This is a genomic window from Streptomyces sp. NPDC000878 (assembly GCF_053599695.1).
Genome location: NZ_JBSFMT010000061.1, coordinates 23472 through 42758, shown reverse-complemented (window position 1 = coordinate 42758; position 19287 = coordinate 23472). Strand labels below are relative to the sequence as shown.

Below are 19287 nucleotides of genomic sequence, written 5' to 3'. Positions count from 1 at the left end.
CCGTAGAGGGGGCGTGCCAGGGCAGTCGAGGGCGTGTGCACGATCTGCAAACCGCTTGCACGGCTTGAGAGTTGACCACCCTGGCGCTCTGCGAGGTGGTGCCCTTCCTGTAGCGCCCCTCAACCAGTGGGGCTCGCAGAAGGAGGACAAGACATGGCTGTCGCCCTGGAAATCCCCGCTCCTGCACCGACCGCCGGACCGGAGTCGTCACCGTTCAAGGACCCGCGCTCCTACATCACATCGGAGTTGTGGGACAAGCAGGTCGCGCTCCTGATGCGCGACTACCCCTACGACGAGGTCATGGCTGCACGCGTGCTCGGCCAGGCGTACGCCTACCTGCTCACCGCCATGGCCAGCCGCGGCAAGGGACTGGGACTGACCCCCGGTCACATCGTCGACATCGGCGTCCACACCGTCATCCTCGACACCGTGGCCTACGCCGACCTGTGCGACCGGTACAACGACGGCGCCTTCCTGCACCACGTGCCGCTCGTCGACATGAAGGCCGACGGGTCGGTCATGCGCACCGCGCACGAGATCGCGGGTTACGGCTTCGGGGTCGACCTCCCGCTGTGGCAGGCAGACGCGGCCAAGTGCGGTCCCTGCCACCCGGGCAGCGACAGCCACTGATCCGCAGCCTGGTCGGGCCCGCTTCCGTGGGGGCGGGCCCGACCTCCGCCGGACAGCGACCAACACGGGCGCGAATGAATCAAGGGAGATAGCCTCGGCGATCACGGAAAGCCCACCAGGATGGGGCCGTGACACTCTCCCCATCCTCACCAGCCGCCACAAGCAGCCCGAACGGCATCGTGAACCGCTTCCACTGGGACTGGTACCAGCGAGCGGAGCCCGGTGCAGAACTCCTGGGCGACCTCGCGGACCGGGCAGTGGTGGAACTCGGCGCCGGCTCGGGACGACAGGCCGCGTACCTCGCCCACGTCCATCGGCCCGCCCGCGTGGTCGCCGTCGACCGCGACCCCGCGCAGCACGCCCGCGGTCGTGAACGCTTCGGGAGCATCTCCCGCCTGGACCTGGTGCACGACGACGCAGCCACCTACCTGACCGAGCACCCCAGCGCGTTCGACGTCGCGTACTGCGTCTTCGGCGCACTGGACTTCACCGACCCCGACACGCTGCTGCCGGCCGTCGCCGAGGCATTGCGGCCGGGGGGACTGCTCGTCTTCTCCACCCTCGCGCACTACCGCAACGGCAGCCCTCCCGAGACGGAGCCCCGGCCCGCCGAGATCCCCACCCGCCAGGCGGACGGGACGCCGGCCACGATGCTGCGGTGGGTCCTCGACATCCCGGTATGGCACAAGCTCTGCGACGCGCACGGCTTCGACACCGTCCACACGGATGCCATCCACGACCCGGGCAGTCCCCACGAACCACCGATCGCCACAAGAGTGTTCCGTGCCGTACGACGAAGGGCAGCCTAGAGTCACACCCGTACGGACCGAGGGGCTATCGACGCCCCACAAAACGCGGTGGTCCTCCCCTACTGGCCAGAGGAGGACCACCGCTTCGTATTGCCGACACTAGATCAGGCCGTAATGCCGCCGATGAACGCGGTGAACGCCATGCCGGAGACCAGGAAGGCCGGGCCCGCCTCGACCTTCGAGTCGCGGACGCCGACCTGTCCGGCCAGGCTGGCGATCTCGACGCAAGCACCCCCCTCGCCGGAGCTGTAGGAGGACTTGAACCAGGCTCCCTCGGGGGCGAGCTCGGTGGAGACGGCGTGCTTATGGATCATGTCTTCTCTCGCTTCAGTGTCTCAACGAATCCGGGGGTTTCCTCGGGCGGTTGCGCCGAGGCGATCATGGTGTTGAACCAACGGGTGAACCGGGCAACGGTGGCAGGCCTGTCAGACATCGACACGGCGCTCCCCAGGCCGCTGTCGACCTGCACGGTGGTAGGGCGGTCTCTGCCAAGGTCCAGGATCATGAAGTTGCTCCAGAGACGCTTGACCGGGGCATCCGTCAGGAGCACCTGGATCGTCACGTTAGGCAGAGCGGCCATGCGAAGAATCTCGTCGTACTGGCCTCGCATCACGGAAGCACCACCAATGGGGTGCCGCAACGCACTCTCCCCGAGGATCGCCCACAGCTTCCGCGGCTCCTCGTCGCGGAGATACGGCTCGCGCCGTTTCATTCGAAGCGCGACATTGCTGACGACGAACTCACTCGTCGTCTCCTCGACCGGCTGCACCTCAGTGAACTGAGCGTGCGCGTACTCCTCGGTCTGCAACTGCCCTGGAATCACGTTCGGGTGATAGACGCTGACCGCATGGGCCACGGACTCGATCCCCGCGAACGTCCTGGTGGCGGTAAGAACCGTGCCGAACTGGGTGGTCCAGTCCTGACTTGCTGGGGTCTTGTAGAGATCCTCAAGCGACTGCACCAGTTCGAGGTCGTCTCCGACACCGTAGGCACCCAGCAGCTTGCGAAGGTCACCGACCATCCGAAACGTGCTCTGGCCCAGTTCGATGCGTCGGAGCTTGTCGTAGGTGAGCCCGCCAACCGTCTTCGCAGCATCCTCGATGGTCAAGCCGGCTCGCTTGCGAAGCTCACGCATCTGGATGCCGAGATCAACCCGTGGTGCCGTCGTTCCGATCGGCTTGGCCATAACTACATCCTCCAGCGTCTCAAGTCTCCTGTGTACGCACGGGAGCTGCCGATCTTGCCACCAGAGCTCAGAGTCTCGCACTCCGAGTTCCCTCTGTGCAGCCCCAACTGCATCGTCCGGCATATACCAATTCACGCGCCAGTGCGTATGCAGTACACATTCGATTGCGTATGAACCTGCGTACGCGCCACTGTAGTTGGGCGCACCGGATCGGAAGTCACGTTCAGGCCGGAGTGCTCGGCGAGCGCCTTCGTGTGGCGGGGCTGGTGAGCGGCCCCAAGAAGATCCGCGCTCGCGTACGGCCCGGTTCCTACTGGGAACTTCCGCAGCGTGGGAGCAGGACTTCCACGCTGCGGGGCCGTACGCGCCACTGCTTCACGACGATACGGAGAAGGTGTCGGCGTAATGCCTCCGACAGCACGACCCAAAGCCTCAGCCTGGGGTGACCTCTGGTGACACTCACATTGACGGCCGTCCGCCTGGCGCCTGGCGCGACCTTGACCGAACCTGACTTCCTGGTGGTGGATTTCGAGCGGGAGAGACGTGTCGAGGGACGCTCCCTGCCGAGGGCAGATGAGCGTCGGGTCGGGCAGATGCGGCGGATTGTTGCAGCGAGGCTGCGGTTCTGGCGGCTTGACCGCCTTGTCGACGACTTGCTGCTCATCGTGAGCGAGTTGGTGACGAACGCCCTGTGGTACGGAGAGGGCGAGTCCGTGTGTCTCCGTCTGTCCTCTACCTCGCAGGCCATCCGCCTGAGCGTGGAGGACGGCTCACCGAAGGAACCGCAGCTCAACAAGGCTCCCGGCTTGGATGCCGAGGGCGGTCGGGGCCTGTTCCTGGTCGAGGCGTTCGTCACCGAGCTGGGCGGCACCTGGGGTTCCTCCGAGGACGGCACCACCACTTGGTGTGAAGTGCCGCTCACCCCGGAACGAGTTGGTCCAGCACCACTCCCGGAGTCCTCACGATGACCGCCTACTCGGAGATTCCCCTAACGACGAGGACGGCTGAGGCAATTTCCTCGTCGACTCCATCGCCAACGACCCCTTGTGCGAAGGACGACGACATGGAACCCGCCGCGGCTTCAGGCGTAGACGAACGCTCCACCGAAGCTCCGCTCCGGCCTGTACGCCCGCAGAACTGGAGTTGCAGTTTCTCCACCCGGCCAGATGCTGTAAGGGCGGCACGTACATACGCCCGTACGCGATTCACGATGATGGGCTGGCCGGGAGACCAAGAAGACGCAACCGATGTCGTCGCAGAGCTGGTAGAGAACGCCGTTGAGCACGTCGGGCCGCAGCACCCCGCAGGCGCCATCGTGCTGGATCTGACCGTCGCCGAGGACGAGACACTCCTGATCTCCGTGACGGACCCGAGCCCAGAGTTCCCCAGATTCATCGAGGGCGTCTCCGCGCAGAAGAGCACGGGACTTCCCCGCGTACGGGAGCTTGGCGGCACGACCAGCTGGAGACCTTCCGCCGACGGGGACAAGAAAACCGTTCAGGTCCGGCTCGGCCCTTCGGCTGCTGACTCCCACTGACCGGCCGCCGGGCCGCGGCTGTCAGCCGAGCCTCCCCAGGATCGCCCCGCGACCCGGTGGCCTTCACCCCCTGCTCTTTGAGGACTTCGCCCCATGTCCCCCTTACACACGCCAGGTCAGGGCTCGCTCCTGCCTGAAACCCCTCGCCGGATCCTGATGCGGGGGTGTACCGATGCCCCCCACTGACATGCCCCTGATCACCCATCCGGCCGGAACCGACGAGGCACTGCGTCTTGCACTGGAAGACCTCCTGCTGGGCCGGTGGCTGTCGACCCGGGACCTGCTGGCCGCCACCGGCCCCGACAGGGCGCTGCGTACGTCGCGCAGTCAGGTTCTCGCGCTCGCGGCACAGAGCGACGCCGTTGCAGCCTGGTGTGCGGAGGAACCGGCTTCCGGGACCGCGGCCATGATGCGGGCCCGAGTTCTGACTCAGCGGGCTCTGGACCTTCAGGCCGCGCGTCCGAACAGCCGGGACGTACGGCGGGCCAGTGATGCCGCACGCCAGGCATGCGACGTCGCGCGGGACAGGCTGCCACTGGACCCGGTGTGGGCGGTGTGCCTGTTGGCGCTCGCGCAGCTGGACGCGGACCCGCGCTATCCGCTCTACCGGGACAACTGGGAGCAGTCCTCGGACTCCCTGCTGCCGCGGGGTCCGTGGACGCTGCTGGACTGGGCGAACCGCCTCGATCCGCCGCACAGCCGGGAGGCCCATCACCGGGTGCTTCAGTGTCTGCACGCCCGCGGGGGAGGAGCGATGGGCTTTGCCCGGTGGGTGTCGCGCGATGCCCCGTTCGGGTCTCCCCTGCTGGTCCTGCCCTTGTACGCGTACGTGGAGGACTACCGGCGGCAGGCGGGCGCCCGCTACAGGCGCGGGCTGATCGGGTACTGGGGTACCGAGTCCGTCCAGAACGCGGCCCGCAGGGCACGCGATTCCTGGTTCTCCCCCCTTGTGAAGCTGCCTCCTGAGCAGCGGCCGGCCTGGTCGCTGGCCGATCTCAACCATCTGGCGTACGCCCTGGTCAAGTCGGGGCTGACGGGTTCGGCGGGCCGGGTGTTCCGGCAGATCGGCGCCTACGCCACCGCCGCGCCCTGGGCGCAGCTCAGCGAGAGCGGGGACTGGGAGGGCGAGTTCTGCCGCGCCCGTGCCTTCGCCCTCAGGCAGGAGCCCCCAGCCGGATGAAGTGCCGGGCCCCCCTTGCAGCAACACGCCTTTCCGCACCACCCATTTGCACCCCTTTCGATCAGAGGAATGTCTTCGGTGTCTCCGAGAAAAGCAGCCCACGCTGGGCTGGATGATGCTGCCGCCCTGGCCGAGCACGGCTATAAGCAGGAACTGGCCCGCAGGATGGGACCCTTCGGGAATTTCGCGATTTCCTTCTCCGTCATCTGCGTCCTGGCCGGCGGCATGAGCCTGTTCGGGTTCGGCATGAAAACCGGCGGCCCCGCGATCATGCTCGGCGGCTGGGCCGCTGTCGGTCTGGGGACGCTCCTGCTGGGCCTGTCCCTGGCCGACGTCACCTCCGCTTACCCCACCTCAGGTGGCCTGTACTACATGGCCCACCGCCTCGGCGGACCCCGCTGGGGCTGGGTGACGGGCTGGTTCAACCTCCTCGGCCTGTTGGGTGCCATCGCCGGTATCGACTACGGGGCCGCCTCGTTCATCGCCGCCTTCGCGAACCTCCAGTGGGGCATCACACCGTCGCCCGGCACCACCATGGTGATCTTCGCGTGCATCCTGCTGCTGCACGGCGCCCTCAACACGTTCGGCGTGCACGTCGTCAACGTCCTCAACTCGATCTCCGTGTGGTGGCAGCTCGGAGGCGTCGCGCTGATCGTCGGACTGCTGGCCTTCGCCCCTGTCGAGCACCAGTCGGCCGAGTTCGTGTTCACGCACTTCAACAACGGCACCGGTTTCGACAGCACGCTGTATGTGTGCCTGATCGGCTGCCTCCTGGCCGGTTACACATTCTGCGGGTACGACGCCTCCTCCCACCTGTCGGAAGAGACCAAGCAGGCCCAGATGGCCGCCCCACGGGGCATCGTGCGCGCCATCATCGTCTCCTGGGTCGCTGGGTTCGGCCTGCTCGTCGGCATGCTGTTCGCCATCCAGGACTACGACGCCACCCTGAACACGACCACCGGTGCGGCGCCCGCGCAGATCTTCCTCGACGTCCTGGGCGTCGGCGGCGCGAAAGCCCTCCTGCTCGTCGTCATCGTCGCCATGTTGTTCTGCGGCAACGCGGAGACCGCCGCAGCCAGCCGGATGGTGTACGCGTTCTCCCGGGACAAGGCCCTGCCAGGCTGGAACACCTGGCGATACGTCAGACCCCGCACCCAAACCCCCATCTTCGCTGTGTGGCTGTCGGTCGCAGTCCCCTTCCTCCTGGCGATTCCCGCCCTGAAGTCGCCCGCCGCGTACGGGGCGATCACCGCGATCAACGCTGTCGGCATGATCCCCGCCTACGCCATCCCCGTCTTCCTCGCGTTGCGCAAGGGCAGCAGCTACAAGCCCGGCCCGTGGACCCTCGACAAGGCGCGCCGCCCGGTCGGCATCGCCGCGGTCCTCTACGCCGGGTCCATCACCCTCGTGTTCTGCCTGCCCCAGGTCTCGCCCATCACCACCGAGACCTTCAACTACGCGGGCGTGACCCTGCTGGCGGCCCTGTTCCTGGCCTGGCTGACCTGGATCACCCAGGGACGGCGCAAGTACCAGATCCCCACGCTCGGCAGCGCCTCCCAGCAGGCCGACCTCTCCAGCCGGGTGGTCTGATGACCAGCCAGAATCCCCAGCACGACCCGACGGCACAGTCCGTGGGACTGCTCTCCGTCGACGAACTCACCACCCTCGTGACCGGCGGGGAGATCACTGCGGTGATGGTCGGCGTCCCGGACATGATGGGCCGCCTCAAGGGCAAGATCCTGGACTCCGTGCACTTCCTGGCCCAACTCCCAGCTGGCCCGGAGATGTGCGCGTACGTCCTTGCCTCGGACGTGGACATGAACACAGCGGGCGGCTTCGGCCTCGCGGGCTGGCACACCGGGTACGGCGACCTCCACGTCGTCCCCGACCAGAAGGCCATCCGACGGCTGAGCTATCTGCCCGGCACCGTCCTCGTGCTCGGTGACTTCGAGAATCCCGACGGCACTGCCGTCGACGTCGCCCCGCGCCGGATGCTCCGCGAGCAGCTGAGGGTCCTCCGTACTCGGCACCACCTGGACGTGAAGGTCGGTGTCGAGAGTGAGGTCGTGCTGTACCAGGGCACCGAAGCCCAGATCCGCGACGCCGGGTACCAGGGACTGACGCCCGCCTCGCCTTACAACCTCGACTACGCACTGGAGCACCCGACGGTCTTACGCGCGTTCTTCCACGACCTCCAGGACGCCCTGGCCCAGGCCGGTACTCCGGTCGAGGCGGTCAAAACCGAGGGGGCCGCCGGCCAGATCGAGGTGACCTGGCCGTACGGGGACCCGGTCCGCGCCTGCGACACCTACACCGTCCACAAGCAAGCCACCCGCCACATCGCCGCCCGCCACGGCATGACGCCCACGTTCATGGCCGCCCCACAGACCGGCGTCGGCTCCGGCCTGCACCTGCACGTATCCCTCTGGCGCGACGGCGACCCGGTCTTCACCCCGCGATCCCACGACGAACTGCCCGAACGCCTCCACCAGTCCGTCGCCGGGCTGCTCGACGCCCTGCCGCACCTCGCACCGCTGTACGCACCCACCACCAACTCCTACAAACGCTACGCCCGCCGCTCCTTCGCCCCCACGAACTACACGTGGGGGGTGGACAACCGCACCTGCGCCGTCCGCGTCGCGGGCCACGGTGAGAACACACGGCTGGAAGTACGGCTGGCGGGCGCCGACGCCAACCCCTACCTCGTTCTCGCAGCCGTGATCGCGGCAATCAACCACGGCCTGACCGGGCACCCGAAGCTGCCGGAGCCGGTCACCGGCGACGCGTACGACGACGTCGATTCGCTCCCGGTGCCCCGCACCCTTGACGAGGCGCTGACCGATTTCCGGGAGAGCCACATCGCCCGGCACGCGGTCAGCCCCGAAGTCGTCGCCCACTACGCCCGTGCCGCCGAGATCGAGATCGCCGCAGAGCGCGGTCAGGTCACGGACATCGACCGCGAACGGGGGTTCCTCCGTGCCTGATCTCGCTACCCGGTCCAAGCAACTGACCTCCCAGCGCACCGCGGCTCCCACCGTGCTCCGCGCTGGTGTCGCGCGCGTGGAGCAGGCTCTGCGTACGCGGCTGGCCGACGGCACCTACCCCGTGAGGACACTGTTCCCGACCCGGCCGGCACTGAGGTCCGAGTTCGGCGTCACGGGCTTCGTGGTCGATGCCGTGATCAGCCGACTGATCGCTGACAAACTCATTGCCTCGGTGCCCTCTAGGGGTACTTACGTCCTCGATCCCGCCGACCCTGCCAGCCGGCCAGAGCGACTCGGACCAGATATGACCGGGCGGGACCGGGTCGAGAAGGTACTGCGGGCCCGGATGGCGGACGGCACCTACACAGTGGGCACCAAGATCCCCGCCCTCAAACGGCTGAGCAAGGAACTCGGTGTCCATGAGTGGAAAGTCCGTCAGGCCGTTCGGAGACTGACCGATGCCGGACTGATGATGAGCGTGATGGGACAGGGCACCGTCGTGACGGATCCACGAGCTCCGTCAACCGGGTCCAGACACCGCGTAAACGTGGGGGGTCGGCAGGAGACCTGGTTCATTCCCCGGCCAGGTGTCACCCCTGCGTCGCACGTCAGGGATGTCGTGACACAGAGGTTGTCCGACGGAACGTACCCGCCCGGAGCAAGGTTGCCCACCCGAAGTGCACTCGCTGAAGAGTTCGGCGTGAGCGAAAGCCCTGTCCGGAACGCACTCAGGCAACTCAAGGAACAGCGCCTCATCCTCAACCACGTTTCACAGAAGGCCCTGTTCGCGGCTCCCGCGCCCGAACGGAAGCCTTCCTCGGAAGTGCTTCCCGACCAGGCCTCCGCCTGACTCCCGCGCGCGGCAGCCCCGTCGCAGTCCACTGCCGCGCGCGGTTCCCCCTCCCCGTTGCCAGGCTCGGAGCCCCAACTCCCGTCCGGCGGCGGGGAGGACTCCACCACAGACGCCCTTCGCTCCCCGGGCCTTGACGGTGGCCGGGGAGCGAAGGGGCCGATGAAGCCAAGCGGACGCGCATCCCACAACTGGTGATCTCGCCGCTCAGCGCACTACCACGACCAGCTCTCCCGACAGGACGATCAGTGATCCCTTGCCGCTTCACCGTTGTTGACGACACCCACGGCCACCCCGACCTGGCCGATCAGGTCTCCGCGATCCTTCACCGGGTGGCGCCGACGGTGCAGGAGATAACCGGCCTTCCCCTTCCCCCGGAGGTCCGCGTCCGCCTGCTGACCCCCAAGGCATGGCGGGAAGAGCTCCGGCAGAACCGGCACCGCACCTTCGCCCGTGACCTCGCCGACCTCGACCTGACGTCGGCAGAAATCACGGCAGTCCGGGTCGGGCTCAAGATCGCGGCGTTTGTCCCTGTCCTGCTCTGGCCTCTGGTGCCCGCCGCGACCCAGCAGGCCGCCGACACTCGGTGGGAGACGATCATCGCCCCGAGGGCCTTGCGCCACTGTGGTGTGCTGGCCGACGAGCCTTCTCTCCACCAGGTCATCGCCCATGAACTGGTCCATCAGATGCAGGCGGAAGCCCACGGCGGCACGGTCTGGGACAGCTTCTTCCTGCAGAAACGTGGGACCCCCGCGCCACCATGCAGTGTCTCGACCGTCCTGGAGGGACACGCGACGTGGGCCGACCAGCAGGCCACCACGCAGCTTCTCGGCACACCGGCCGATCATCGGCAAGCACGGAAGTCCTGGCGCTACCGCCTGCACAACCGTGACATCATCCGCCGCCTCGTCCCCAGCCGTGATGCCTACGAGCAGGGGGCCCACCTCATCGGACATGCTGTCGCGGCCCACGGCACCGGCGTTGTCAACCACGTCTGGAACGACCTGTCGCTCCTGCCCACAGCAGAAGAGATCGCCGCCCCTGAAGCCTGGACCCGCCGCATCGAGCAGGGCTCCCTCCATGCCTGACCTCCTCTCGCCCCGCCGAGATCCGACGGCAGCTCCCGACGGTTCCGTCCCGGACAGACGGACCGCATCGCGACCAACGCGCTGCGCCCCTGCCCGTCCTGCCCCTGACAACGGCGGAACGCGGTACGCCGATGGCGTCGCGCGCGTGGAGCAGGCTCTGCGTACGCGGCTGGCCGACGGTACCTACCCCGTGAGGACATGGTTGCCGAGCCAGCGGGCGCTGATGGCCGAGTTCGGCGTCTCGGGCGCGGTGGTACAGACCGTGGCCGCCCGTATGATCGCGGACAAACTCATCGCCTCGTTCTCCTCTGTGGGTACATACGTCCTCGATCCTGCCGCCCCCGCGGCTGTCCCTGCCGGCCTACCAGCCGGAAGGAGTCCGGACCGGACTGACCAAGATCGGGCCGAGGGGATATTGCGGGCCCGGATAGCTGACGGCACCTACACGGTGTGCACGAAGATTCCCCCCTTCGCGCGGCTCAGCGAGGAACTCGGCATCCCCCTGTGGAAAGTCCGGCAGGCCGTCAGACGTCTGGCCGATGCCGGACTGATGGTGACCTTGATGGGACTGGGCACCGTCGTGACGGACCCACGCGCTCCGTCAGCCGAGTCCGCACATCGCGTGAGCGTCGGGGGCGGTGGGCAAGAGACCTGGACCATTCTCCAGCCTGGTGTCACAAATGCTGCGCACATCCGGGCCGTCGTGACGAAGAGACTCACCGACGGCACATACCCGCCCGGAGCGAGACTGCCCACCCTGAAGGTACTCGCTGACGAATTCGGCGTCAGTAATGTCGTCGTTCAGAAGGCACTCGGGCAACTCAAGAGAAAGCAACTCCTCCTTAATCACGTTTCCCAAAAGGGTCTGTTTGCGGCTCCCGCGCCCGAACAGAAGCCTTCCTCGGGAGTGCTTCCCGACCGGGCCTCCGCCTGACTTCCGCGCGCGGCAGCCCCGCGGAAGTCCAACGCCTCGCGCGGGGGAACAGGGCCGCAAAACAGAAGGGAAGAGGCCGTATGAACAGCCTCCCCGCCAGAGAAGAGCGCATCGACCAGGTCGTCCTGGAGTTGTTGTTCGGGTTGACCCAGTTGGCCGCCCGATTCAACACACATATCTGTCCCTGGGGCCAGCTCCCCAGCTACGACGTCGAGGCCTTCGCTCCGTTTACCACCACCGACCAAACGCACCACTGAGCCTGCACCCATCACACAAACACCCTTTCTCTCCTCAGCATGACGGTGCCGGGGGCAGAAAGGGGCCCGAACTGATCAGGGAGAAAACTTGAGCAGTCCCAAGGATGAGTTTCGTGTCCTCTCGTGGAATATCGAGCACAACGGGGTGGACAAGGACGGCTCCACCGCGCGCTGGGACCTGGCCATGGACGTCCTGGACGCCGTCCAGCCGCATGTACTGCTCCGGCAGGAACTGACACGCGCCGACCGGGACGGCCAGAGCATGGTCTGGAACGAGGCACGTCGGCTCGGCCACCACTTCCCGTTCCTTGCCACCGCCACCTCGGAATCCGCCAACCCGACCGGCGTGTACGTGGACTACGAGGTGTGCCAGCCGACCAACCACTACGAGCACGGCACCAATCTGTGGCACCCGGTGTGCAACCCGGTGGTCCTCATCAAGGGCACCACGCAGGCACTGAGCCTCGGATCGTTCCACCTGTGCTCGTGGGACCCGGCAACACGCGCGCGGGAGGCGAAGCGGCTGACCACGCTGGGGAAACCGGGCATGGCAGCGATCATCGGAGGCGACGGGAACTCCTATCCGCACCGTCTGAACGACCGTACTCCGCTGCCTGATTGGTCCGAGGTCGAGGACCGCAGCCACTTCGAGCACCGCACGATCGTCCGGGACGGCAAGCGGGTCTCCGACACCGTTGCGCACGAGATCCTCTGCGGCGAGCACGCGGGACACCCGCCCGTCTTCGTCGACCTGGCCCACCACGCCGCGACCGGCCCGCTTGGTCAGGAGACAGCCCTCGACCCGACGGCGTCGCTGTGGAAAACCAACCAGGGATCACGACAACGGATCGACTGGGTTCTTGCGACCCCGCAGGTCGCGGGGTGCCTGATCAGCCTGAAGGTCGTGGTCAACGACGACGTGATCGCGGCCTCCGACCACCCCCCGGTGCTCGCCACGTTCAGCCTCTCCGCACTACAGCGTGTCCTGTCCCCCGAGGCGGCCGGCGCTCGGGTTCACCAGAGTTCTGCACCGGCAGGCCCCGCCGACGGCTACGCGTACTCCACCACAGGAGGAGCGGAAGAGGGCATTGCCTCATGACGGCGTTCACGACGCCCAGCAGCGTTCCTGCGACGGCCGATCAGGCGCAGGAACCTCCGTGGAAGCAGGAGTTGAACCACCTGCCCATCCCGTACCAGTCCCGTACGTACCTCACGGGTGATGCGGCCGTTCAATTCACGCGGCGTGTGGTGAACGCGTACGGCCTGGGTGCATCTATCCGCGACATCGAAGAGCACACGGGCCGCTCGTTCGGAGCTGTCCGCCGCAGCCTTCTGAACGACGGCGTGAAGTTGCGCGGGCGCGGCGGAGCACACAACCCGGCGTAGGCCCGACCGTCGTGTACGACACCCGGAAGGGAGACGTCGCACCCGCTACCCGGCGAGGGCGTCACGCCTGCCGTCCCGCCACCCGCCTGAACAGCGTGACGGCGAGCCTCCTTCAGGTGGCCCGTCTCCCACTTCATTTCTGGAGGACTTCGGTGTACGCGATCGGCCTATGTGTCGACGAGCGGTACATGCTGCCCGCGCTGGCCACGGTCTCTTCCGTGGCCGACGGGCTGGCCCCGCGAGCGCGCCGGGACGTGGCCCTGCGCGTCCTGGCCCTGGACCTGAGCCCCGCCCACGCTGTGACGCTGGCGGATTTCGCTCGCCGTCTCGGCTTCGGCTCGTTCGACATCCGATGGCGCGTTCCCTCGGCCGCCTCCCGGATGGCTGACGCCGAGTACATCAGCATCACCACCTACTTGCGGTTCCACTTCACCGCCGGTTTCGTCCAACGTCCCTACCTGATCTATCTGGACGCGGACGTCCTGGTGCGCGGTGATCTCTCGGCCCCGCTCGATGCACTGGCCCCTGGCCGGCTGGGCGCCGTGCAGGACGAGTTCAACCCGCGCGTCGGCGGAACGGGCCATGCACTGCCCGGAGTGGAACAGCGGTGGCCACACCTGCGGGAGCGGGCCTACTTCAACGCCGGGGTGCTGTGGATGCCGGTGACGATGCTGTCTTCTCTCCGCGCCGGAGTACAGAGGGCGCTCGTTAGGGGCCGCCAGCACATCCTGCACAACGACCAGGACGCGCTGAACTTGTGGCTGCTTTCCTCGCGGGCGGTGCAGCCAGTCGACGCAGTGTTCAACCGGTTCGAACTGGGGCGGTTCGGCGAGCGCGGCAACTGGGTGCGGCGGGTGGTCGACCGGCCGGTGCGGGCGGACCCGGACGCGGTGCTGGTGCATTTCGTCGGCCCCGAGAAGCCCTGGCTGTCCGGCTGCCCGGCTACGGAGGACGTCGCCGAGTACCGGATCCATCTGCGGGCGACCGTCCGTCACCTCAACTGCATGGGCGAACTGGGTATCGAGGTCGTCGGTGGAGGAGTGAGATGACGGGGCGGTTAGGCGTGGAGCCCGTGGTTGCCCGTGCCTGCTCGGCACTGCTCTCGACAGGGGCGGCGGGGGCCAGGCGCCTGAAGCTGGGGTCGAGGTCGGCCGTCTACCGGGTGTCTTTGACTGATGGGCGTCGCGTGGTCGTCAAGGTGTTCACCGACAGTGCGAGCCGCAATGCGATCACCGAGGGGCGCATGATCGAGGCGGTGACCGGGTTCGTCCGCGTCCCCGCGGTACTGGGCTGCGGCCCCGTCCCCGGCCATCAGGCGAAGGCGATCGTCACCACGGATCTGGGCCCCCTCACGCTGGACGGCGCCATCAAGGCCGACCGGCTCCCCCGAGCCCAGGGGCTTGGACATCTCGGCACTCTCCTGGGGCGCTTCCACGAGATCCCTCCTACACCGGGGCTTGCGGTCCGGCCGTTCGCCGAGCACGTCGCCTGGCTCGACCGCCGTAGCCCGCGCACCGTGATGAACCGACTCGAACCGGCCCTCCACATCATGGCCGAGCGGTGCGCGGACCCGTCCCTGATGGTGACGGGCCATGGCGATCTACACGGCGACAACATCGTCATCCCCGAACACGGCCCCACGGCCGGACTGCTGCACGTCGTCGACTTCGCACAGAGCGGCCCGTGCGTCCCGGAATTCGACGTAGCCCAGACCCTGACCGTCACCGGCGCCGTGGAGAGCAATGACCGGGAACAGGTCACCGGCGCCTACGGTCGGCCGCTGGATGCCGATCTCGTGGATGCATCGGTCGCCTTCCACACGGTGCGCTGCTGGGTCTGCGCCGACCGATCCAGCGACGGAGCCGACCGTGCCCGGTGGGCCAGGCGTCTGATCCGCGCCGTCGAGCGCACCCCGCACCTCTTCCGCATGGCCACCCCCTTGAAGGAGAGCAGCAGGCGATGACCGTCCCCGCCCTGTCTATCGTGATCCCGGCGTTCAACGAAGCCGACTACCTGCCCCGCCACCTGCCTACCATCCTCACGTCTCTCCACCTGTGGGAGGAGACGAGCGGCGAGGCGGGCGAGATCATCGTCGTGGACAACGACAGCCAGGACGCCACCACCTTGGTTGCCACCAATCTCGGCGCCCGCGTCGTACGCGAGAGCGCGCGCAACATCGGCACCGTCCGCAACACCGGAGCCGCCGTCGCCCAGGGCCGCTACCTGTTCTTCATCGACGCCGACGTATCCATCCCGGCAGAGGCCGTCACCACCGTCATGAACCTGCTCAACTCCGGCCGGCATGTCGGCGGCGCGATCCCACCGCTCTACACCCCCCGGCGGCTTGGAGCCCGGCTGCTGTGCCGCTACTGGGACGCTTATCGACGCCGCCACCGCGGCGCCCAGGGCGTGGACCAGTTCTGCACTGCCGAAGCCTTCCGCGCGCTCGGCGGCTACCGCACCGACTGGTTCATGAGCGAGGACATGGAGTTCTTCGCCCGCCTGCGCCAGCTCGGCGACCTTACCCACCGGCCCGTCGCCCTTGTCGACACATTGCGGGTGAAGCCCTCCACCCGACGCTACGACCAGTGGTCCACGTGGCGAATGGTGTGGTGGCAAAACCCGGTCACTGCGCGCCTGCGCCCGCACTCCGCCGCGTTCTGGCGGCACTGGTACCAGTCCACCGTCCGCTGACCACCCCGGAGGCCCGCCCCGTGCCGACACTGCCCGCTCCCGACACCGAGGGCATCTACACCTTCCCCACCGACCTGATAGCTGCCCATCTGGCCTGGCAGGAGCAACTGACTCGCCGCACCGCCAAGGCCCCCGTCCTGTACGTGACTGCCCCGCACAGCGGCGTGCGTTACCTCATCGAAGAGCGCCTCCCTGCCGGCCGCCCGGTCGTGGTCATCGAACCGCACCACGACGACTTCGCCCTATCCGCCTCCGGGCACTTCCTCGCCAAACCTCGTCCGCTGACCGTGGTCACTGTCTTCACCCGGTCCACCACCGTCGACCCCGTCCTGGAGGCCAAGTACCCGAGCGCGGAAGCCGTCTCCGCTCTGCGCGCACGAGAAGGCGCCGCCACACTGCGGGCCTTCGGTGGCCGACGGCACCTCCTCGGCTATCAGGACGCCGTCCGCCCCTACCGCGCCCGCGACAATGGCCGCCTGGACGACATCACCCACAACCTCGCCGCAGTCCTGTCCCAGTACGACGGTGCCGAACTCCTCGCCCCCGCAGCGGTGACCCGCCATCCCGATCACCTCCTCGTACACGAGGCCGCACGCCGCCTGGGATGCCGCTGGTTCTTCGAAGACCTCGCCTTCTGGTCCACCTACGCCCTCACAGGCTGCGACCAGCATCTGTTCCGGACCCGGACTGGAACCAGCCTGGTGCCCGAACTGACGGACATCACCAGGGTGCTCCTCGACAAGCTCACCCTGCTCCACCTGCACAGCTCCCAGATCCAGCCCATCTCCAAGATGTACAAGCCCATCCGCCACGCTTGGACGGTCGCCGCCGACCTCCTCGACCAAACGGCCAGTCCCCAGTTCGCCGAACGCTTCTACCGCCTGGCGACCTCGTGACCATCGTCGCCCTGGAAGGCCCCTCCTGCGCTGGCAAGACCACCGTGATCCGCCACCTCCGCGAGACTCCAGCACTCGCCGACACCCTCTTCTTCGGCTGCTACGTTCGGCACATCCGGCCCGTCCATGAGATCCCGTCGCCCCGTACCCTCTCGGCGGCCGAGCAGTTCGCCGCGTTCGAGACGTTTATGTCCGCCGAGGCCGACCGCGCCGCGGAGGCTGCCCTCAACCCCAGGCGCCCGGTCATCCTGGACCGGTCGGTGGACACCCTCATGGCCCACGCGTACGCCATGGACCGCCTCTACGATTTCGGCGTCCACAAGCAGATCCGCAGTCGGCTGGAGGAGCTACCCCACCTGCGGCCGGACCACACGATCTACCTGGATGTGTCCGCTCAGACGCTGCGGCGACGCCGGGCCGCGGCCGGAGAGGAGGCCGAGTACTTCCTGCACGACCCAGACTTCCTCGCCCAGACCCGCGCCTACTTCACCGAGAAACTGGAACCGCCCATCACCGGCAAGATCACCGTGGTCCCCGCCGACGGACCCGCGCACAGCGTCGCGCAGTCTGTGCGGGCACTGGTCGAAGTGGGGAACTGATGACGATGCCGACCGTGCTGTTCGCCTGGCGCCGCACACCGCCTCCGCTGCTGATCGGCGGAGCCGAAGTCTCCCAGCAGCTCCTCGCTGAGGAGTTCGCCGCCGCAGGCTGGACCGTGGCCTACCTCGGCTCTTACGAAGCACCCTGGAACGGCGAAAACGAGCTGCCCACCCTGCGTGGACATCTCGCCGCCCACGGAGTTCCATGCGTCGAAGGACACCAGGAGGTGCGCTACAAGTGGAACGGCGTGCACTGTCGCGCTGTGCCCCAGACCGTGGTTCACTCGGCACTCGCCGCCGCTCTCGCCCAGCTAACACCGGATCTGCTGATCACCTCGCAGGAGGGCGCGGCCGGCCTCATCGCACAGGCCCGCCGCATCACGCACGTTGCCGCCTGGCTGCACTCCGTTTCACCGACCAGCCTGAACGTCCTCCACGGCCGACCGCATACTGCGCTGACCGTGTCCCGGTTCGTCCTCTCCCGCGCCCGGCCCCAGCACGGGACCCGTTTAGTGCTGCTGCACCCGCCGTTCGCCCGGCCCAAACCGTCACCGGACCCGTCCGGCGACGGCGTCCTCATGATCAACCCGGTGGTCCAGAAGGGCGCCGCCCTCCTGCACGAGCTCTTGGAGCATCTGCCCGACCAGCCGTTCACTCTGGTCGAAGGCTGGTGGGACACGTACGGTGACTTCGCTCGCTATCCCAACGTCACCTACGTACGCCGGACTTACGACATGAATACGCTGTACGAGCGCCACCGGCTGCTGCTGGTGCCCTCCGCCGTCGAGGACGCCTTTCCCCGCGTCATCATCGAAGCGGCGCTCAAGGGACTGCCGAGCCTCGGCGCCGACCGCGGCGGCATCCCGGAGGCGATCGGCGATGGCGGCCTCGTCCTGTCCGGCGACGCCGACGTGGCGACATGGGCCGACGCGATCCAGGCACCGGGAGACCCGCTGCTGGGCGAAAGAGCCCGCGAGCACGCGCTGCCATTCACCCGGCCGTGCCTGCCCCAGCTCGCACAGTCCGGGGTCATCCCGTCATAGCGTCCTGAACCTCATCCAGCCGCTCCGTCCACCACCCCAAAAGAGCCTCGTCATCCAGGAACAGGTCGTCGAAGCCATGGTCGCCGCGTTTGTAGTGGAAGCTGAGCTGCCAGAAATCGGTCATCCGCTTCCACCACAGCCGCCGCACCCCGTCAGCCAGGTCCGCGCTGGACAGGTCAACAACCCGCCGGTAGCCGGCCATGAACGCGCGCACCCGTTCCAGATCGAAGGTGCCCGCGACGCCGAACTGCACCTGCGCGGTGCGTACGACCTCCTCGGCAAACGGACGCACCCGCAACCGGTCCCAGTCCAGGACCGCGATCACCTCGCCGCCTCGTCGCACGATATTGCGGTACTGAAAGTCACCATGAGTCCAGCCGTACGGACCGGCCGGCACATCGCCGTCCGGGCGGAGACCGGCGTACTTGCCGAGAAGCTTCTTGCGCTGCTCCAACGCGTCTACGACGTCCCGATCGAACGCAGTCAGGGAACCCTGGGCGGCGATGACCGTCAGGTAACGGTCAGCGCTCTCCGTAGCCTTCCTCGCATCAGTGACCTCCGCCAGCGGCGGCTTGGCCGGGACCGGAGCGGGGGCGTCCGCGGCCAGGGACTGATGAATGTGCCCCAGGCGCTGGCCGAGATCGGCCACCTGGTCAAGGGGCAGGTCGGTGCCGCGTACGTGCACGCCATCCACCCACTCGATGACGCAGTACCCACGGTCGTCGACCTCCGCCACCGTGTCCCCGTTGCCACTGGTCAGCGGCTTGCAGACCGGGACACCATCGGCGGCCAGCGCGGAGAGAGCCCGTAGGTTACGGCGAGCGGTCTCCAGCGGAACGTCGATGATCTGTTTCACCGCGAAGCGGCCCCGACCAGTGCCGATGTGCCAGTTGCGGTTCATCAGGCCGTCCGCCAGGTACCGGGGAGCCTCAGTGACCTCACCAAGATCGAAGGCATCGGCGACTGTCGGAAGATCCTTATCGAGGACGATCTTCGAGACTTCGTCCACTGCTACGGCATCGGTCACCCGCCGCAGAATACGCCTTCCGTCCCGGGACGAAACAATATTCTTGAAGAACCACCCAGATGCCGCAGGTCGCGACGTGAATCCGCACGTCGATGTATTGAGCACCGTCACCTTCAATTGTTCGTGTTGTGCGTCGGTAGCTCGATACAGCTTTGTGGTGTGCCGCTGGCCAAAGCGCCCATAACCG

The 19287-nt window shown here is 67.4% G+C and carries 22 protein-coding genes; 19 read left to right on the top strand and 3 right to left on the bottom strand.

The window, feature by feature from the left end:
• Window positions 1–273: 273 nt before the first annotated feature.
• Together ACWDR4_RS37215 and ACWDR4_RS37210 are read left to right on the top strand one after the other, a co-directional pair.
• On the top strand, window positions 274–630 hold the full coding sequence (locus ACWDR4_RS37215; protein ID WP_450415114.1) for a glycine-rich domain-containing protein: 357 nt from the start codon (window positions 274–276) through the stop codon (window positions 628–630).
• Between the two features lie 128 nt (window positions 631–758).
• Entirely contained in the window at window positions 759–1439 is a 681-nt protein-coding gene (locus ACWDR4_RS37210) for a class I SAM-dependent methyltransferase (protein WP_450415067.1), read from the top strand.
• A gap of 104 nt (window positions 1440–1543) precedes the next feature.
• On the opposite strand, the gene ACWDR4_RS37205 is transcribed toward ACWDR4_RS37210, so the two are convergent.
• Both ACWDR4_RS37205 and ACWDR4_RS37200 read right to left on the bottom strand, forming a co-directional pair.
• Window positions 1544–1753 carry a DUF397 domain-containing protein gene (locus tag ACWDR4_RS37205; protein ID WP_450415065.1) on the bottom strand — a complete coding sequence of 70 codons (210 nt, stop codon included), beginning with the start codon at window positions 1751–1753 and terminating at the stop codon, window positions 1544–1546.
• Window positions 1750–2625, bottom strand: coding sequence for a helix-turn-helix domain-containing protein (locus ACWDR4_RS37200; protein ID WP_450415064.1), 876 nt, complete (start codon window positions 2623–2625; stop codon window positions 1750–1752). The genes ACWDR4_RS37205 and ACWDR4_RS37200 overlap by 4 nt, the downstream gene beginning before the upstream one ends.
• Before the next feature lie 497 nt (window positions 2626–3122).
• Here ACWDR4_RS37200 and ACWDR4_RS37195 point away from each other — a divergent pair, with 497 nt between their 5' ends.
• The 17 genes from ACWDR4_RS37195 (at window position 3123) to ACWDR4_RS37115 (ending at window position 18073) form a co-directional block, all read left to right on the top strand.
• Window positions 3123–3593 (top strand): ATP-binding protein, encoded by a 471-nt coding sequence (locus tag ACWDR4_RS37195; protein ID WP_450415063.1) that lies wholly within the window; start codon window positions 3123–3125, stop codon window positions 3591–3593.
• Window positions 3594–3940: 347 nt separating this feature from the next.
• Window positions 3941–4162 carry a hypothetical protein gene (locus tag ACWDR4_RS37190; protein ID WP_450415061.1) on the top strand — a complete coding sequence of 74 codons (222 nt, stop codon included), beginning with the start codon at window positions 3941–3943 and terminating at the stop codon, window positions 4160–4162.
• Window positions 4163–4334: 172 nt separating this feature from the next.
• Entirely contained in the window at window positions 4335–5342 is a 1008-nt protein-coding gene (locus tag ACWDR4_RS37185; RefSeq protein ID WP_450415059.1) for a hypothetical protein, read from the top strand.
• A gap of 69 nt (window positions 5343–5411) precedes the next feature.
• Window positions 5412–6932, top strand: coding sequence for an amino acid permease (locus ACWDR4_RS37180; RefSeq protein ID WP_450415058.1), 1521 nt, complete (start codon window positions 5412–5414; stop codon window positions 6930–6932).
• The gene (locus tag ACWDR4_RS37175) at window positions 6932–8326 is read left to right on the top strand and encodes a glutamine synthetase family protein (protein WP_450415056.1); all 1395 of its coding nucleotides are present in this window, start codon (window positions 6932–6934) and stop codon (window positions 8324–8326) included. The genes ACWDR4_RS37180 and ACWDR4_RS37175 overlap by 1 nt, the downstream gene beginning before the upstream one ends.
• A gap of 76 nt (window positions 8327–8402) precedes the next feature.
• Window positions 8403–9176 (top strand): GntR family transcriptional regulator, encoded by a 774-nt coding sequence (locus ACWDR4_RS37170; RefSeq protein ID WP_450415055.1) that lies wholly within the window; start codon window positions 8403–8405, stop codon window positions 9174–9176.
• Window positions 9177–9424: 248 nt separating this feature from the next.
• Window positions 9425–10264, top strand: coding sequence for a zinc-dependent metalloprotease (locus ACWDR4_RS37165; RefSeq protein ID WP_450415053.1), 840 nt, complete (start codon window positions 9425–9427; stop codon window positions 10262–10264).
• A complete protein-coding gene (locus ACWDR4_RS37160; protein WP_450415051.1) occupies window positions 10257–11198 on the top strand; it encodes a GntR family transcriptional regulator in 942 nt (313 codons plus the stop codon). The genes ACWDR4_RS37165 and ACWDR4_RS37160 overlap by 8 nt, the downstream gene beginning before the upstream one ends.
• Before the next feature lie 80 nt (window positions 11199–11278).
• Window positions 11279–11455, top strand: coding sequence for a hypothetical protein (locus tag ACWDR4_RS37155; protein ID WP_450415049.1), 177 nt, complete (start codon window positions 11279–11281; stop codon window positions 11453–11455).
• 88 nt (window positions 11456–11543) lie between these two features.
• Window positions 11544–12554, top strand: coding sequence for an endonuclease/exonuclease/phosphatase family protein (locus tag ACWDR4_RS37150; protein ID WP_450415047.1), 1011 nt, complete (start codon window positions 11544–11546; stop codon window positions 12552–12554).
• Window positions 12551–12841 (top strand): helix-turn-helix domain-containing protein, encoded by a 291-nt coding sequence (locus tag ACWDR4_RS37145; RefSeq protein ID WP_450415046.1) that lies wholly within the window; start codon window positions 12551–12553, stop codon window positions 12839–12841. The genes ACWDR4_RS37150 and ACWDR4_RS37145 overlap by 4 nt, the downstream gene beginning before the upstream one ends.
• 152 nt (window positions 12842–12993) lie before the next feature.
• The gene (locus ACWDR4_RS37140; protein WP_450415044.1) at window positions 12994–13890 is read left to right on the top strand and encodes a glycosyltransferase family 8 protein; all 897 of its coding nucleotides are present in this window, start codon (window positions 12994–12996) and stop codon (window positions 13888–13890) included.
• Window positions 13887–14804, top strand: a complete 918-nt coding sequence (locus ACWDR4_RS37135) for a phosphotransferase (RefSeq protein ID WP_450415043.1) — start codon at window positions 13887–13889, stop codon at window positions 14802–14804. Before ACWDR4_RS37140 ends, ACWDR4_RS37135 begins: the two co-directional genes overlap by 4 nt.
• Window positions 14801–15535 carry a glycosyltransferase gene (locus tag ACWDR4_RS37130; protein WP_450415041.1) on the top strand — a complete coding sequence of 245 codons (735 nt, stop codon included), beginning with the start codon at window positions 14801–14803 and terminating at the stop codon, window positions 15533–15535. Before ACWDR4_RS37135 ends, ACWDR4_RS37130 begins: the two co-directional genes overlap by 4 nt.
• 20 nt (window positions 15536–15555) lie before the next feature.
• Window positions 15556–16431: a PIG-L deacetylase family protein gene (locus tag ACWDR4_RS37125; RefSeq protein ID WP_450415039.1), complete on the top strand. Its 876-nt coding sequence runs from the start codon at window positions 15556–15558 to the stop codon at window positions 16429–16431.
• Window positions 16428–17030, top strand: a complete 603-nt coding sequence (locus ACWDR4_RS37120; RefSeq protein WP_450415037.1) for an AAA family ATPase — start codon at window positions 16428–16430, stop codon at window positions 17028–17030. Before ACWDR4_RS37125 ends, ACWDR4_RS37120 begins: the two co-directional genes overlap by 4 nt.
• Entirely contained in the window at window positions 17030–18073 is a 1044-nt protein-coding gene (locus tag ACWDR4_RS37115) for a glycosyltransferase (protein ID WP_450415036.1), read from the top strand. Before ACWDR4_RS37120 ends, ACWDR4_RS37115 begins: the two co-directional genes overlap by 1 nt.
• On the opposite strand, the gene ACWDR4_RS37110 is transcribed toward ACWDR4_RS37115, so the two are convergent.
• The gene (locus ACWDR4_RS37110; RefSeq protein WP_450415034.1) at window positions 18060–19100 is read right to left on the bottom strand and encodes a phosphotransferase; all 1041 of its coding nucleotides are present in this window, start codon (window positions 19098–19100) and stop codon (window positions 18060–18062) included. The two genes, ACWDR4_RS37115 and ACWDR4_RS37110, sit on opposite strands and share 14 nt — an antisense overlap.
• Between the last annotated feature and the right edge of the window lie 187 nt (window positions 19101–19287).

Coding starts and splice junctions, on each gene's coding strand:
- ACWDR4_RS37215 (WP_450415114.1), top strand. CDS start 274: ATGCGCGACTACCCCTACGACGAGGTCATGGCTGCACGCGTGCTCGGC.
- ACWDR4_RS37205 (WP_450415065.1), bottom strand. CDS start 1,753: ATGATCCATAAGCACGCCGTCTCCACCGAGCTCGCCCCCGAGGGAGCC.
- ACWDR4_RS37200 (WP_450415064.1), bottom strand. CDS start 2,625: ATGGCCAAGCCGATCGGAACGACGGCACCACGGGTTGATCTCGGCATC.
- ACWDR4_RS37185 (WP_450415059.1), top strand. CDS start 4,335: ATGCCCCCCACTGACATGCCCCTGATCACCCATCCGGCCGGAACCGAC.
- ACWDR4_RS37180 (WP_450415058.1), top strand. CDS start 5,412: ATGTCTTCGGTGTCTCCGAGAAAAGCAGCCCACGCTGGGCTGGATGAT.
- ACWDR4_RS37175 (WP_450415056.1), top strand. CDS start 6,932: ATGACCAGCCAGAATCCCCAGCACGACCCGACGGCACAGTCCGTGGGA.
- ACWDR4_RS37160 (WP_450415051.1), top strand. CDS start 10,257: ATGCCTGACCTCCTCTCGCCCCGCCGAGATCCGACGGCAGCTCCCGAC.
- ACWDR4_RS37155 (WP_450415049.1), top strand. CDS start 11,279: ATGAACAGCCTCCCCGCCAGAGAAGAGCGCATCGACCAGGTCGTCCTG.
- ACWDR4_RS37145 (WP_450415046.1), top strand. CDS start 12,551: ATGACGGCGTTCACGACGCCCAGCAGCGTTCCTGCGACGGCCGATCAG.
- ACWDR4_RS37135 (WP_450415043.1), top strand. CDS start 13,887: ATGACGGGGCGGTTAGGCGTGGAGCCCGTGGTTGCCCGTGCCTGCTCG.
- ACWDR4_RS37130 (WP_450415041.1), top strand. CDS start 14,801: ATGACCGTCCCCGCCCTGTCTATCGTGATCCCGGCGTTCAACGAAGCC.
- ACWDR4_RS37115 (WP_450415036.1), top strand. CDS start 17,030: ATGACGATGCCGACCGTGCTGTTCGCCTGGCGCCGCACACCGCCTCCG.